Origin of the sequence: Fibrobacter sp. UWB15 (genome assembly GCF_900177705.1) — a bacterium.
GTDB lineage: Bacteria > Fibrobacterota > Fibrobacteria > Fibrobacterales > Fibrobacteraceae > Fibrobacter.
The window spans coordinates 184614-199436 of sequence record NZ_FXBA01000006.1; the positions used below are offsets into that span (position 1 = coordinate 184614).

Here is a 14823-nt window from a genome sequence, read left to right on the forward strand (position 1 = left end):
CCTACTTCTTTTTGGAATCCTTGTTAGACTTCTTGGAAGCCTTCTTGCTCGGAGCGCTGATGGCCTTCTTGTAAAGGTTCATGTCGCTCAGGTACTTAATGGCTTCGTTCAGCTGCTTGTCTTGCTTCAAGGAGAATGCGGTGCTGACGGAATCGTTGATGAACGCGGTCAAGAGTTCACGTTTGATGCCGTCCTTGATGTACTGCTTGTTCTCGTCGAACTGGGCGTTGCGGTTGTTTTCAAGGGCTTTGCGCATTTCTTCGAGGCGCTTGGCGAGAGCTGTGTCGCTTACCGTCTTTGCGCTGTCACCCATGTAGTTCTGTTCGCGGACGATGCTCTTTTCGAGCTGATCCACGCCTACCAGAGCGTTGCTCTTGACCTTGGTGAAGTTCGTGTCCTTCATGCAGAAATCGCGGAACTGCTTGAACAGGCTGTCGGGGACTTCCCAGTTGGCATCCATCTTGACTCCGGCCTTTTCCAGTTCGGGGCGGATCTTGACGGCGAACTTGAAGTACATGGCCATGCGTTCCTGCACCTGGACTACCCACGGCATCGGAGAAAGTTCTACTTCTACGTCGGGAGTAATGCCGCCGCTACCGAACATCATACGACCGTTGTTGGTGTAGAAGGTGTCGACCTTGGCGGTGTCTTTCTTGGTGGAATCTGCCTTTTCGTCGCCTTCTTCGGCGTATTCCTCTTCCAAGAGCTTGAGACCCTTGATGCCGTTTTCGGGCTTGTTGATGCAGCGGCCGAAGGGTAGGTAGTAGAATGCCGTGGTAAGCTTGAGGGCGTTACCCTGGTTGTCCAACGGGAAAATCGTCTGCACGGAACCCTTACCGAAAGAGGTCTTACCGATAATCAAGGCGCGGTCCCAGTCCTGGAGCGCACCGGAAACAATTTCGGCGGCACTGGCGGAACCCTGGTTCAGAAGCACGACCATGGGCACTTCCGGTTTCACGATGCCATTCTTGCGGGCATGACTTTCGGTCTTTTGGGTGCGGCCGCGGGTACTTACGATCAGGTTGCCCTGTTTTAGGAACAGTTCGCTGATTTCGATGGCTTGGTTCAAAAGTCCACCCGGATTGTAGCGCATGTCAAGGATAATCTTCTTCATGCCCTGCTTCTGGAGGCTCTTAAGGGCGTTTTCGACGTCGCTGGTGGTCTTGTCGCTAAAGGTGGCGAGTTTGATATAGCCGATATCCTTGGTGACCATGCCGTAGTAAGGCACGGCGTGCACAATGATTTCGGCGCGGGTAATGGTAAAGTCCATCAGGTCGGGCACGCCTTCTCGTTCAATAGAAATGGTCACGTCGGTGCCGATTTTGCCGCGGAGCTTGTTCACGGCTTCGTCGAGGCTTAATCCCTTGGTATCCTTGCCGTCGATTTTACGGATGCGGTCGCCGGCGCGGATACCCAAGCGGAATGCCGGGGTGCCAGAAAGCGGCGAAATGACGGTCAGAATGTTGTCGCGGAGGCTGATGGTGATGCCCACGCCGCCGAACTTGCCTTCCATGGAGACCTTGAGGCTTTCGTAATCCTTGGGAGAAAACACCGTGGTATGCGGATCCAAAATATTGCGGATGCCGTTCAAGGCTGCGTCGGTGAGCTCTGTCGGGTTCACGTCTTCGACGTACTTGCGGTTGACTTCGGAAAGAACCTTGTTCAAGCGGGAAACTTCGTTGTAGAAGTCGCCGGGAGGATCTTTTTTGTCATTTGCCGCAAAGGGACTAGTCGTGAAGCAGAGAGCCGAAAGACCGGCTACAAGAATGGTTCGAAAATTCAGCATATTGAAATTCATACCTTAAAAATACAATTTCATTTGTTCGTCGGGGCGTAAAAAGCGGAAAAAACCGGCCGAAAGGGCCGGTTTTTTAGTTATAAGGAGAGAGAGAAAAAAACTAAAAAGGTTTAAACTTATGCGGCGTCGTTCAAAACGCGGGCAAGCTGTTCGTTCCTGAGCTTTTCAAGAGCGGAATCCTTGAGCTGGCGGGTGCGTTCCTTGGAAAGGCCGACCATCGGAGCGATTTCCTTCAAGTTCAGGTCGGAATCCATCTTGAAACCGAAATAGAGCTTGATGATTTCCTTTTCCTGGTCAGAAAGGCTGTTGTTCATCGCCTTGTTAAAGAGCTTGGAGCGGTTGTTCTGCTCGGCAAGTTCATCGGTGCGGAATTCGGCTGCAGCAATGGTGTCGCCAAGCGTCATGTCGCCATCTTCGCCAACGGGGGCGTCGAGAGAGGTAGACTTGTTGCCCATCATCAAGATCTTTTCGATGTCGTCGGCTTTGTACTTGGAGACGCCTTCGAGGCTCTTCGGGTCAAGCATGAGTCCGCCGCCTACGACCTGGTGCATCTGGCCACCCTTCTTGGCAAAGCGGCGGAGCACGAGTTCCTTTTCGGCGCTGATGCGGACCAATCGGCCACGTTCAGCGATGGCGCGGGTGATGTTTTGGCGAACCCACCAAACGGCATAGCTGATGAACTTGATTTTCTGGGTGTGGTCAAAGCGGCGAGCGGCTTCGATAAGGCCCATATTGCCTTCGTTGATGAGCTCGTTCACGTCGATGCCTTGACCCTTGTAAAGGTTAGCGATATTCACTACAAAGCGGAGGTTGCTTTTGACCAGCAGGTCCATAGCTTCGCGGCTGCCTTCGCGGACTTTGGCGAGAACAACCTTTTCCTGTTCCTTGGTAAGCAGCGGATATTTAGAAATATCGTTCAGATACTGGAAATAAACATCCCTGTCGTCACGAACGTGTGTATTCTTTGTCATATCAACCTCGTTGCTTGTTGTTTCGTTTACATTCGTAAATCTACCTCCATTTTCATTTTCAAGTGTCACGGATTACGCCTTTGTTCGCAAAAGTTGTTTGTGAATTTCGTCAAAGAAAAGTGGACTTTTGTCACGTTTTTGTCATAACGCCCTTTTTTTTGGCAAAATAAGACCTATTTTTGTATTCGCAAGAGGAAAAAATGACGACAAAGTACGCAAAATCCGCTTTTAGGGCTTTTTTACGCCGCAATTATGAACGTTTAGCGGAACTTCAGGAAGCCCAATTCGAAAAAGGCGAGCGGGAACTAATCGAAATTATGGGCGACGAGAACGATGCCCAGTATCCGATTCCGACATTTGTACTGATGATTCTGATTTGGATGTTTATCTTGCTGTTCCCGCTGATATTGCTGCTTGATCCGACATATCCGTTGACGCAAGTGTCGCTTATTAATCTTTCCTGCTACTATTTGCCGCTTCTGGCAACGTTCTTGACCTTCTTGGTAAACCAGCGCTACCTTGTTCCAAAGTGCTTCTTTAGAAAACGTTATGCTTTGTTCTTTGCCGGCAACGCCGTGATTCTTTTTCTTTCGTTGCTAGGCCGCGAAGTGTTCTACTTCTTGATTCAGCGCAAGGCGGGCGAGGGAATTGTAGATTTCTTCAGCAACTATTGTTTTAGTGCGGGGGCCGTGCGCGGGCATTTTTCCGTCTGGACTGTACTTGTGTTTCTGATTGCGCTTGCGCTCATCTGCTTTGTTTGCATTTTGATTTCAATGTTTTCGAGGTTGATTATCAGGGCATTTATCTTGCGTGAAAAGAAACGTTCAACTCTGGAATATGAACTTAAGTTTTTGAAGAACCAACTTTCTCCGCATTTTTTGTTCAATACTTTGAACAACATTACTAGCTTGATTCGTATAGATCCTAATCTTGCAGAAACGAGCATGACAAAGCTTTCGCAGCTGATTCGTGTGATGCTTTACCAGACAGGCGACAAGTATATTTCGCTTAAAGAAGATGTGGGCATCTTGGAAAAGTATGCGGAACTTGAAAAGCTGAGACATGACGATTCCTTTGATTTCAAGTTTGAATACGAACTTGAAAATCCGGATTGCCAAGTGGAACCGCTGCTGATGATGCCTTTGATGGAAAATGCGATGAAGCATTGCGTGAATCCGGAAGGCAACAGTTTTGCGCATATCAAGATTGTGCAGAAGGGAAATACAATTTCGTTTGTTAGCGAAAACAGCAACTTCCCGCGTAAGGCAAAGCCGAATGCGAGCGGCCTTGGACTTTCTACTTTCAAGAAGCGCTTGGAGCTTATGTATAGCGGGCGCTACCAGTATAAAGCTGGCGTAGAAGGCGATGCCTATAAGACGGAATTGAAAGTGAAGTTGAAAAAGGATTCCGTGTAAACGCTGTATACACTTTTTTCAAAATGTGTTGCGGAATCTCTTTACAAAAAAATAATCTTTATCTATAATTCTTGCCGGATCAATAAATAGTTTTTAGATACATCTGTTAACCACAGGTGTATTTTTTTTCTGTTTAGTGGATCCATTTTTATATGGCTTTTTATATCCTGCTCAGCGAACGCTGGGAAGTTTAACAAACATCTTTCAAATGGAGGTCCTATGAAAAGTAGGATGTCAAGGTGTGCAGCCTTGATAGGGACTGTGTTGTCTCTTTCGGGTTATGCACAGGTCTGTAACGATGTTTCGCTGTATAAAAATGGCGAAGCTGGTAAAATGGAAACGGCTAACATGACGTTCCCGGAAGCGCCGGAATGGAGCGCCAACTGGGGCGAAATGGAGGCGCTTACCCCGCCTTATATCCGCTGGTCCGGCATGAAGGATAAGGCGGGGGACTGGACGGGGATGCTTACGTTGAATAAGTTGCCGGTAACCGTCCAGGGCGGAAACTTGACTTTCAAGGTGCGTGCAACACAGAAGGGCAAGTTCGGAATCTGGCTTGCGGGTGCATTCGGCAATAGCGGTGTCAAGTTCTTTAATTTGACCGCCAACAAGACTTATACGCTGAAGGTTCCAATCGAAGAACTGATTGGAGGTTCTGTCAAGACGATTGAAAAAATCGGCGTTGGACTCTTTGATGTTCCGGCTTATCAATACGTGACGCTTTTCCTGGATGACATTGCCTTTAGTTGTGCGGTGTCGGGGAAATCTGCCGGTACAGAAATCCAGTATCCGTACAGTGACTTGAATCCTAAAAATCCGTATCGCGAAGGCAAATTCTTGGCTGCATCTCCGGCCATGACTACGGCAGCCTATTCCGAAGAAGAACGCCATGAAATCAAGAATTCTACGCATGCTGACTTTGTACTGAGCGAACAGGAACACCGTCAGATAGAGGAATTTCCGACTCGGACTGATTTGACTCCGCAAAAATCCCGAGATGGCTGGTTCCGTAACATGTATTTCATTGACCGGAACCGTCTACGCGATAGCGTGATTGCAAATCCGAAGGGCTTGTTCTACGAGGCGAACGAAGCCGCTACCGAATCGGACAAGCGAGAAATGCCCCTCTTGATAGGCAATGTCGATTATGCATATCGCATGTGTAACGATAGCGCTTGTAAAAACGTACAACTGGTAAATGCGAGAATCTTGCAGGCAGCACTGCCTTCGGCTAGTGTGAAGGGTTCAAAGCTCAAGGTCTTCTATGATCCGTATTTTGTCAGCACGAACAGAAATTCCTTGCCTAGGGTCGATATCTATGCGAATAAGAAATGGCAGACTCTTGAACCGAAATCCGAAATGCTGCTGGAGTTTGAATCGGCGGGCGTGCAGTCCGTGAATATTAGGCTCTCTGAAGGCGGCGTCAAAATCAATCAAACTTTATACGTGGAGGTAAAATAATGAGGTTTTTGTCATTTCTTTTAGCGTTGTTTGTTGGTGCATCGTATTCTGTGGCTAGGGAACACATTGACTTGTTCTTTGGCAAAGACAATAATCGTAGTGCCGATGATTTGTGCGTTGTAAAACGAAAAACGCTTCTTCCGTTGTTTCGAACTGCTGCGGGCGAGCCGTGTGTCACTTCGCGGGTGGATGCTAGCGTGAGGGTGTTGAATCCTCAGATAGATGAATCTCAAAAGTACAATTTCAATCTGGTTCGTCCGTTTTTGATTGTTGACGGCATTTACCTTGGAATAGATGAAAAACGTACACTGAGTGAAATGCAAGAAGAAGTGGAACGTTTCGGGATTCTGGATCCGCTTGTTGAACTGGGTTACACGCCGGTTCTGGTGCAGTTTTCAGAAACGGTGAGAAAGTCCTTGCAAGAGAATGCGCAGACGCTTGCGAATATTCTGCGAATCATGAATTCGAATTCCCTTTTCGGTTTTGAAAATAAAGAGACTGATGGCTTTGTGGTACTCGGGGTGAGTCAGGGCGGTGTTCTTGGACGCTATGCCTCGTATTTGTACGATAATCAGCGTAACAAAAAGACCGATGCTCCCATTCGCCTGTACGCTTCTTTGGATTCGCCGCATCAAGGCGCGATTATGCCGCTTTCGCTGTACTACACGATTAATTTTTGGGCGAAAGAAGGCGGCTCAGATGCGGCCGAAGCGTTCAAGGACTTAATTGATGGCCCGGGAGCAAGCGGTCTGTTGCTGCATCAGAAAAAGTGCAATGACGCTAAATGCAATGATTATAGTTACGAGGTGGATACCTCTACACAGAGGTTCCTTTTTGGCGAATATCGTAAGGCTGCTGAGTACAAGGGCTTCCCGTCGGTGTTGATAGCCCAGGGACAGCTGAAGGGAATAATTCCGAACCATTCGAATACCTATTTCGTGCTGAACAGGCATGCTAACAAATACGGTTCCACATTTGGTCGAGCCGAAAGTAAACTCTATTCCTATACTGACGGCAAAACCGAAATTGCCAAGAACAGAATATACCGGTATCCGGGAGAAATTGAAGAGTCTACTCCCAAGATTTCCGCTACTTACGATTTTGTTCAGGGGAGTACCTATCCGTTTGCAGAAACGATGTACCAAGGCCTACGTGACGGCATGCTTGATGCCATGCCTAAGGGTATGAAACAGAAGGTGGCCTTTGCTTCTGTTGAACTTGCAACGGGTTGGGACGAAGATTCCCTAATGCAAAAGAACAGCACCTTTATTCCTACGGTGAGCGCCATGGATTTGAACTGCAATGGGAAATTGGCCATGACCGGTGTCTGCGCCTTTACGCAAAGTCAGTCGGGGTTCCCCTTTGCAAAACCGGAATCAAAAAGCTCTGCCAATGCGGTTTATGCCGTAGATGCGACACATCCGCGCTATAAGGAATCTATTAGCGGTAGACATATTGAACTCCCTGAAAACAAGGATTTGAAGTTGGATTCCGCAATTATTGGCGGTTTGCAATTGGATATGTGGCGCGTCCTTTGCGAATTGGCGAATTATGATTACGACAGTGCGAACAAGGAATTTCGTAATGAAAATCTGGCTTGGTATTTTACTCCTGGAACCAATTGCATGGATCAGTCCAAGATGCCGGATTTCTTGAAGAAAGGCGGCTATGTTCAGAAAAAATACTTTGCATATAGCCGTTACGACTATAATGCCGATGCAACGGAACAGAATGACAGCGTATTTTTTGAGGTACCTGCCGGATGGCATAAGGTTGCCTCGTACAATAATGGTGAAGGTTTGGCCGAAGGCGCCACTTTCCAGGTGGATATTCAGGTCAACAAATCCAACGGAAATTGGATGAAGGCCGAGCTCTTGTTGCAGAAATCCAAAATCAGTTCGGGACAGGTTCAGTTGCAGGAAAAGGATGTCCTTGTAGACGGAAAGACGCACCGCATTTATTGGAAACTTCCTGCAGGTGAAGGAGCTTTGAAGGGCTATCGCTGGTTAAGACTGGTGCTGAATTCGGATGGTGGCAACGTGACGGTTTCGAATCCGGTGTTGCTGAAAACCGTTGAAAATACGGAGAAAACATACGATAAACTCAGCGAGAATCTGTATCCGAATGCGACATACAAGTTTGTGCCTTGGACTTCGGCGGTTTCTGCGACGCCCTATAGCGATGCCCTTGGCTCTGGAGTGTCCTTGCGTTTCCAGAAACTCCATGGTGGAGCCTATCTGGATTTGAATGGCGAAAAAAGCGCGGATTCTTACAGCAAATTGTATGTCTACTATTGGCCGGGAACCTGTCTGGGAACTGGCGTTTATTTCGATTCCTATTCTACGGGAATGGAATTGTTGCGTAACAATGCTGTTGCAGACGGAAATTTCTTAGTAAAAGAAATTCCGCTTTCGGATATAATCGATGCTAAAATAACGCATAATCATCGGAAAATTACTTCAAGATTGGTGTTTGCCAACGTAAAAACGGATGAGGTTTGTTCTGTGTACAGAATTTTTGCAAAATAGGGCCGTTTTTTAGACGATAATCGTATTTTTCTTTGTGCGGCATGGGTGGCCATGCCGCTTTTTAGGAGTAATATTATGAAGAAAGAATTGATTTTGTTGGCGGCTGTGTCGGTGTCGCTTACGGGATGTCTCCAACCGACGGCTCGTTCCATGGGGGCAACACTTATGCCTGCCCCCTTGACGCATCGGGCGAATCCTGATAGTGCCTCGCAAGAGATTTCTTTGGCGGCATCGGGTTTTTATGGGCATACGGGTAATGCCTACAATGTAGAAGACCTAAATGCGGGTGGTGGAAACGTGGGTGTCACCTACCGTTTGGGTGGTATGGTCTCGCCGCTGTTTGTGAATGTGGCTGCCGGCGCTTTTGGTGGCTCGCTTCGATTTAGCTGCGACGATTCCTACGGTTGCGATGAAAACGACAAAAAGTACAAAGCTTGGCTAGAATCTGATGAAGGTTCGGATAGTTTTAGCTTCTGGAATGTGCAGGAACGCGTTCTTGTCGGCGCTGATTTTAATATCGGCTACGCCATTTTCGGTGCTGCAGCGGGTGTTCAGCTGTTCCAAGGTGGTTCTGATTACGACGACATGCGTGAAAAACTGGACGACGAAGGCCTTGTGAATAGCAAGGATGAAAAAAATGGCGCCGGTGCAGTTTCATCTGTATGGCTTGGCTCGTACCTGGGGCGCCATGGTCAATACGGTAACTTGGTTGCTGAAATGGATATCTTCTACAAAGGTGATATCGATGACTGGACGTCGTCTATCAAGTGGACCTATACGCACCCGAGCGGATTCTTCGGCGGTGCGGCTTACGGAAACTTGATGGAGTTGACCCTGTTCGCGGGTAAACAGTTCGTGTTTTAACAAGAAACTCCCGAAAAAAGAAAACAGAAGTTCCCGGCATCTTGTCGGGAACTTCTTATACAATAGAGTCGAGCGGTCTCCGTAAAAAAAACCGTGGCTTTGAACCACGGCTCTTTCTAATTTGTTTGTAGAACGACGGTTGCCGCAACAAATTACTTGAGGGTCTGAACCTGCACGTCCCAGCTCTGGTTGCCAAGAGCGATGCGGTAGGTGCTTGCGGCACCGGCCTTCATGTTCTTGGTGTCCACTGCCGGAGCAGCATTCGGGTCCTTCTTGGGAACGCCAATGTGGCGGTTGCCCTTGAGGAATTCGATACCCTTGTTGCCAGCCTTCGTCTGGAGGCAGCCCGTGATGAAGATGGTTTCGTCGGTGACCGGCAGACCATTTTCTTCGAGGAGGGCCTTGGCCTTCGGAATGCCCGGTTCGAGAATTTCTTCTGCGCACTGGACGCCCGGATAGGCTTCCTTGAACGGCTTCATGTTGAACTGGTCGGCAGCGATCTTCACGAGTTCCGGATCCGGTTCGCAAGGAGTCTTGCCCTGGTAGCCGAGGAGCATCTTGCCGTAGCCTTCGGTCATCTTGAACCAAGTACCGCGGCCTGCGGCCTGGTTCAGGGTGTTCATGTAAGCCTGCTGGAAGTAGAACTGGGAAACCGGCGTCACGGAAGAAGCAAAGCCACCGCGGCGGACGCATTCACTCATGTTCTCGATAACCTTCGGGAACAGGTGGAAGGTCTTGGTTTCACGCATCATGAGGGTGTTGGCGGTAAGAGCGCCACCCGGCATGGGGCTGAAGATCACGTCGGTGGTAATCTGACGGGCTTCGGGCGGGAAGTTGTAGTCCTTGAGGCATTCGACGGCGACGTTGTTGGCTTCCATGAGTTCCGGAATGTGATCGTCGACGATGCTGTCTTCACCGAGGGCGAGCTTGTATTCCGTACCCTTGAGGGCGTGGAACATGGAGAACAAGTCGGGCTGAGCCGTACCGCCGGAAAGCGGCTTGCGGCCGAGGTCGACGCCATCGGCGCCACCTTCGATAGCGGCCTTGTACTGGGCCACACCGGTACCGCAGGTGTCATGGCTGTGGATGCGGAGTTCGACCTTATCACCGAGGAGCTTGCGGGCGCGCTTGAAGGTTTCATAAACCTTGGTCGGGTTCGTCGTACCGGAAGCGTCCTTGAAGCAAACGGAAGCGAACGGAACGCCTGCGTCCAAAATGTTGCGCAGAATGCGTTCGTAGAATTCTGGGTTGTGGGCGGCGTTGAGGTCGCATCCCGGAGGAAGTTCCATCATGGTCACGACGACTTCGTGTTCCAGACCGGCGTCGGTGATGCACTTACCGGAGTAAATGAGGTTGTTGACGTCGTTGAGGGCGTCGAAGTTACGAATACGGGTCATGCCGTGCTTCTTGAACATGTCGGCATGGAGCTTGATCATGTCGCGCGGCTGCGGAGCGAGGGCCACCACGTTGATACCGCGGGCAAGTGTCTGCAGGCGGATGTTCGGGCCGACAACGCGGCGGAATTCGTCCATCATGTCGAATGCGTCTTCGCCGCAGTTCTGGTACAGGGCCTGGAAACGGGCGCCGCCACCAGCTTCAAAGTGGGTGATGCCAGCCTTCACGGCAGCTTCGACCGCGGGCATAAAGTCCTTGGCGAACACACGGGCACCGAAAATAGATTGGAAACCATCGCGGAACGAGGTGTCCTGGAACTTGATCTTTTTCATTTGTGTCTTCCTATGGGATAAATCCCTGGTTTTTACTGTACAATAAAATACGGGGGGAAAGATAGAAAAAGTGGGCTACAGATAATAGCTCGGAAATTGTAATGGGTGGCTGATTTTAACGGTTTGGACCTATAGTTTTATCAGTTTTGCTATAAGGTCTATTCCTCCGTACCAGTTATAGCCGCCGATATCGAGATTGTTGTCGCCGAAGTTCGCTACGCCGACTCGGGCGCTGATTCCGAATAGTTTGGGGATGACGCCGTTCCCGCCGAAGAACTTGGCCCCTTCAAAGCCCATGGTGTAACCGTAGGAATAACCGTTGGCCATGTCCTTAAGACCTTTATCTTTGAACCGTTTGCCTTCTTCGGTGTCGAATTCGATGGCGTGCAGTCTTAAACCTCCGAAAACGGAAAGTTCATAATCGTAGGTGTAAATCAGCTTGGTGCGGAGCAGGGCTTCGACGGCGGTGTAGGAGATTTCTTTTTTGGGGAAGGTGACGCCTGACTGAACCACGTCTTCTTTGTACGGATTTACGCCGACAATGCTCCCGATGCGGAAATCGGTGCAATACCTTCCGACAAAGCAGTATCCAAAGCCGAGATCGAATGCCGGGCCGGGGTTAAGCTTGTCGTCGGCACCGTGAGAGAAATAGTTCCCTCCGAATCCGAAGAATAAAGTCCAGTGACCAGTTCGCAGAACGTCGCGTTGTCGTTTGACGTTGAAGAATTCTTGCAGGAATTCCCGTTGACTGTCGTTTTCGATTTTGTCAAGTTGAATTTGTACGTAACGTTTTCCGTCGATGCCGATAAAGCAATAGTAGACGATGACGCGTACGAATGCGGCGTCTCCGGCGGGGAGTTTTTTCAGGTCGTCTTCCCAGGCGTCGCTTGCGAGGTAGGTGTAGATATCTTCGTAAAAATCTTCGTTGCTATACCCAAAATAAGTCAGTCGCCCGAATGCTTTGCGGTGTACGTTTATGGATCTTGCTAAGCTTTCGCGGACATATCCTGGGTTTGCGATGTAACTGAATTCCTTTTTTAGCAGATGTTGGCCGATATCTTGGTCGAAATACGGGATTTCTGCGGTCTTTTTTTCTGGCTTGGTTTCGCTTGTTGTTCCGCCCCAGCCCCATTCGTGGCCGGATTCAAACTGGACTGGATCTGCGGCTTGCGAATAAAAGAATGCGCAAATGAGTAAAAGAAAAACTTTCTTGAGCATGTTAGTGAGCTTCGCCATATTTCTTTTTACTCCTGTCGTAGAATTGCATTAACGGGGTGAGCGTTACGGAGAATATGCCGCCGTCGCTATCTTTTACGATGTCTGTGTAGTAGTTGCTCACGCTTGCGAAAAGTCTTAACCCGAGTCGGAATTGTCCATCGTCTTTGTATTTGGTGAAATAGAAGTCGAACGCCGTTCCGAAATGAAGCCCTGCTCCGACATGGGATTTCAAGGGCTTTTCGACATCTTTTACTTGAAGGTCGCTAAAGAGGATTGTGGGACCTAGATAGATTCTGTTTTCTACATAGGATGTTACAAAGGTGCGATAGCCGGCGTACAAGTCAATAAGAACTAGGCTTTGGAATTTGTTGTCGTCGAAGGTCTTGGAATGTAGGATCCTTGTATTGTAACCGCCACCGATTTTTTTGTAGAAGAATTCCAAGGTGATGTCAAATGTGGGGTGGTTGTCGAAATCATAGCTGAAAGCATCGCCGAATCCCAAGGATAGGCCTCCGCCCATGCCTATTTGAATGTTCCAGCCGACTCCGTAATCCACGTAAAAATTCGTGGTGATAAAGTTCCACTGCTCAATTTTCTTGACGCTGTCTTCGTTCGCTTTAATAAGGGCGTTCAAATCGCTTTGGTTATCCGAAACGAGTGCAGCGGCGAGTATCCGCCAGAAGGCGCGGTCGCTGGAACTGCGGTCTAGTAGGGCGTTTTCAAGTTCGCCGGAACGATACATTGCCCTGAGGGAATCTTGCAACATCGCGTGAATGGCTGCTTCTTCGTCATCTACGTACGGAGAGGGGGAATAGGGGCAATCCGCATAGTCTTCGAAGGTGCGCAAGTAGGCGCTAAGCAGGCGCTTGGTGTTGCAGTTAAGATTAGACGGAGAACTGTAAAAGAAGCGCTTGTGTGCGTGGACTAGGAAAGTGTCCAGTTTGGCAGTGTTCTCCCGGATCGCGTCTTTGTCGCCTATTACAAGGGCTTCCTTGATTTGCTCCTTGTAAATCGGACTCATGTCCTTGGAAATTTCAATTTTGAAACGGTTCGGTAGGTATGAGTCTTGCCTTTTAGCGATGGTTTCAAGGGATTTGAATTCGTCTTTTTCAATAATGCGCGAATGACCGTCGCTGAAATAGATTCGCTCAAGTTTGGATGCGTCGCCTTCGAGAGAAATTTCTGCCAAGAGCTTGGGCGGGGTAGTCTCGATAACGGGACCGCTGTAGATAAGGTAGGTGCGCGAAAGGGTGTCGTAATATGTTTCGGGGTCTCTCCAGGTTCTAGTGTGGCGGTCGTATACCTTATTTATCTGGTATTCTACTTTAAGGAGTCTGTAATATGCGTAATTGCTGGCCCCGATGTAAGCATTTTTAAGGTCAGAGGGGATTGAATCTAGTTTGCGCAACGATAAATTGTGTTGTTTGTCATGCCACAAAAAGAATTCGCTTTTTTGCTCTTTAGAAAGATTTTTTTCTTTATCAGACCAGAAATCCATTTTCCCGTTATGGTAAGATACTGTCGATAAAGTTATAACGTTGGCTGTCCCCCAGAACACGAATCCTGTGTCGCTGTCCAGCTTTTCTTGTAGGGTCATGCGGAGGGAGTCGGGGAGTCTTGCCGCTTCAACGGAATCGATCAAGTCTTCGCATTCTCGGGAGTTAAGGAAACAGTAGCCGGGCTCGGCGTATGACAGAACCGCCGTGCAGAGCGCTACGATGAAAAAGATTCCTGAACTAACCCAACGCATGAACCCGAGAACTCCCTTTTGCCCCAAATTTAATAAAGATTGATAAAAAAATGAGGTCAATGCGTTTCAATTTGATTTACTTGGCAATCAAATTCACGATCAGGGCGATTAGGCCGCCTAGTAGCAAAACGGCGATGGCGACCATCGAGACGAAGGTCCACTTGGCGTATTTCAGGAGCTTAACGAGGCTTGCGTTCTGGTTCCCGACAAATTGTTGAATCAGGTTGATGCCTGCGGCAAGTGTAAGACCCGCATCATCAATCCAACCTATGATGGGAACGTCTGGAATGAAGTCTATTGGGGAGGCGTCATAAGCCAAGGCGGCAAGCATCAGCAACACCGCCAAAGCCTTTTTCATGTTCGAAGAATTATCTTCCACTGGAACTTCTTCTCGGTGAATTTCGTGAACTTCTACTTCTTCGATTTCGTCTTCATCTTTTGCCATGGCATTTAATATAACAAATTTGCAGGTTGATTTTTAGGGCGGAATTTTACAATGATTTACGAGGGCGGGCTGAAGTCGTCGAACGTTAAAATAATTCAGAGAAAGTCACTGTGCCGTTAAGATATCGGTGAATTAGTGTCTTGATGAGAGTCTGGTAGTTTACGCCCATCCGAGCTGCTTTAGCCTTAATGCCCTCAATGTCCTCGCAATCCATGCGGATAGACACCATACGGGCTGCTGACCGGGCCTTTGCTGCCGCAATGGCCTTGGACAACGCTCCCGGTCCGGAAAAAGATAGGTTGTTAGCCTCTGCCCATTCATGTTCCGAATCAGCTTCAGCTTCCGTCATGTTCTCGTAGTGTTTGGCAATTTTAATCTCTTTTTTTGTAAGTCCCTTGTACATGTTTTATCTCCTCGGGTAGCAGGTGATAAGTTCCATTCCGCCATCCTTTGGGCCGCGTGTTCGCTTATTTTTATGTTCATATATAATATACTCTTTTATATTGACAATGTCAATACATTCTTAATTTAAGCTAGACGAATAGAGGTGGTGATTATTCCGGCGTACTTTGAGCCACGAGTCCGGTGCTAGAGAGCCACCCTTCCGGAAAATGCGGAGCCACCGTTCCGGTCGAACAGAGCCACC

Annotated in this window: 11 protein-coding genes; 4 read left to right on the forward strand and 7 right to left on the reverse strand. The window is 48.6% G+C overall.

The genetic code is table 11. The features are described 5' to 3' along the window. Nucleotide 1: 1 nt before the first annotated feature. Both B9Y58_RS10340 and B9Y58_RS10345 read right to left on the reverse strand, forming a co-directional pair. On the reverse strand, nt 2-1798 hold the full coding sequence (locus tag B9Y58_RS10340) for a S41 family peptidase (RefSeq protein ID WP_073056078.1): 1797 nt from the start codon (nt 1796-1798) through the stop codon (nt 2-4). Between the two features lie 116 nt (nt 1799-1914). Next, nucleotides 1915-2769, reverse strand: coding sequence for a sigma-70 family RNA polymerase sigma factor (locus B9Y58_RS10345; protein ID WP_073056104.1), 855 nt, complete (start codon nt 2767-2769; stop codon nt 1915-1917). 200 nt (nt 2770-2969) lie between these two features. Between B9Y58_RS10345 and B9Y58_RS10350 the strand changes: the two genes are divergently transcribed. The 4 genes from B9Y58_RS10350 (at nt 2970) to B9Y58_RS10365 (ending at nt 9037) form a co-directional block, all read left to right on the forward strand. Next, entirely contained in the window at nt 2970-4184 is a 1215-nt protein-coding gene (locus tag B9Y58_RS10350) for a sensor histidine kinase (RefSeq protein ID WP_073056079.1), read from the forward strand. Nucleotides 4185-4403: 219 nt separating this feature from the next. Beyond that, on the forward strand, nt 4404-5645 hold the full coding sequence (locus B9Y58_RS10355) for a hypothetical protein (RefSeq protein ID WP_143154676.1): 1242 nt from the start codon (nt 4404-4406) through the stop codon (nt 5643-5645). 206 nt (nt 5646-5851) lie between these two features. After that, nucleotides 5852-8173 (forward strand): hypothetical protein, encoded by a 2322-nt coding sequence (locus tag B9Y58_RS10360; RefSeq protein WP_144066154.1) that lies wholly within the window; start codon nt 5852-5854, stop codon nt 8171-8173. A 75-nt stretch (nt 8174-8248) separates the two neighbouring features. Next, a complete protein-coding gene (locus tag B9Y58_RS10365; protein WP_085534922.1) occupies nt 8249-9037 on the forward strand; it encodes a hypothetical protein in 789 nt (262 codons plus the stop codon). A gap of 152 nt (nt 9038-9189) precedes the next feature. On the opposite strand, the gene B9Y58_RS10370 is transcribed toward B9Y58_RS10365, so the two are convergent. From B9Y58_RS10370 to B9Y58_RS10390, 5 genes are all read right to left on the reverse strand, one after another. After that, complete coding sequence (locus B9Y58_RS10370; RefSeq protein WP_072976800.1) at nt 9190-10764, reverse strand: biotin attachment protein; 1575 nt, start codon at nt 10762-10764, stop codon at nt 9190-9192. Between the two features lie 129 nt (nt 10765-10893). After that, a complete protein-coding gene (locus tag B9Y58_RS10375; protein WP_073056083.1) occupies nt 10894-12000 on the reverse strand; it encodes a hypothetical protein in 1107 nt (368 codons plus the stop codon). Beyond that, nucleotides 11984-13732, reverse strand: coding sequence for a hypothetical protein (locus tag B9Y58_RS10380; protein WP_143154678.1), 1749 nt, complete (start codon nt 13730-13732; stop codon nt 11984-11986). The genes B9Y58_RS10375 and B9Y58_RS10380 overlap by 17 nt, the downstream gene beginning before the upstream one ends. 76 nt (nt 13733-13808) lie before the next feature. Then, nucleotides 13809-14177: a DUF1232 domain-containing protein gene (locus B9Y58_RS10385; RefSeq protein WP_073056085.1), complete on the reverse strand. Its 369-nt coding sequence runs from the start codon at nt 14175-14177 to the stop codon at nt 13809-13811. 85 nt (nt 14178-14262) lie between these two features. Continuing rightward, nucleotides 14263-14580 (reverse strand): hypothetical protein, encoded by a 318-nt coding sequence (locus B9Y58_RS10390; RefSeq protein ID WP_073056086.1) that lies wholly within the window; start codon nt 14578-14580, stop codon nt 14263-14265. Between the last annotated feature and the right edge of the window lie 243 nt (nt 14581-14823).